1 protein-coding gene is annotated in these 927 nt (G+C 75.5%); it reads left to right on the top strand.

What is annotated here, in order from left to right:
- Positions 1-462: 462 nt before the first annotated feature.
- Positions 463-813 (top strand): metallopeptidase family protein, encoded by a 351-nt coding sequence (locus IO29_RS31275; protein ID WP_078618347.1) that lies wholly within the window; start codon positions 463-465, stop codon positions 811-813.
- Positions 814-927 lie beyond the last annotated feature (114 nt).

The following is a 927-nucleotide window of genomic DNA, read 5'->3' on the forward strand; positions in this document are numbered from 1 at the left end:
CCCCCGCCCCCCCCCCCTCCCCCCCCCCCCCCTCCCCCCCGGCCCCCCCCCCCCCCCCCCCGGCGCCCGCCACGTCGTCCCCCCGCACCACCGCCCCGTGCGGCCCCGTCGGACGCGACGGCCCCGGGTGCCCCGCGTCGTCCCCCACGCTCACGCACCCCGTGGCGGCCGCCACGGTCAGCACGGCGGCGGCGAGTCGGAACGGAACGTCACTGGGGCGCACGGGCAGCCACCTCCGGGGGCGGGCGAAGCGGTCCCCCTGCCCAACTCCCCCGCCCCACAGGAGGACACGCCCCAGACACACACCCGCACCCGCACCCGCACCCGCACCCGCACCCGCACCCGCACCCGCACCCGCACCCGACAGCAACGTCCCCCGCACCCGCCAACAACGTCCCCCGCACCCACCCCCCGACAACAACCTCCCCCGCACCGACGCCCCCCGTGCAGGACAATGACCCCGTGCTGCAAATGACGCGCGAGGAATTCGAAGAACTCGTCAGCGAGGCCCTGGACCGCATCCCGCCGGAACTGACGCGGGTCATGGACAACGTGGCCGTCTTCGTCGAGGACGAGCCACCCGCCGACGACCCCGAACTGCTCGGCCTCTACGAGGGAACGCCGCTGACCGAACGCGGCGAGTGGTACGCCGGCGTCCTCCCCGACCGCATCAGCGTCTACATGGGCCCGACCCTGCGCCACTGCACCTCACCGGAGGACGTCGTGCACGAGGTCTCGGTGACGGTCGTGCACGAGGTCGCCCACCACTTCGGCATCGAGGACGCCCGCCTCCACGAACTGGGCTGGGGCTGACCCCACAGCACCCCACAGCACCCCTCCCCGCCCCGCCGCGCCCGCGCCCCCGCACCCCGCCCGCCGCGCACCCCTCACACCTCCGCATATCCGACCCCCCATTTGGGCATACGG

Source organism: Streptomyces sp. NRRL F-6676 (assembly GCF_000725625.1).
GTDB lineage: Bacteria > Actinomycetota > Actinomycetes > Streptomycetales > Streptomycetaceae > Streptomyces.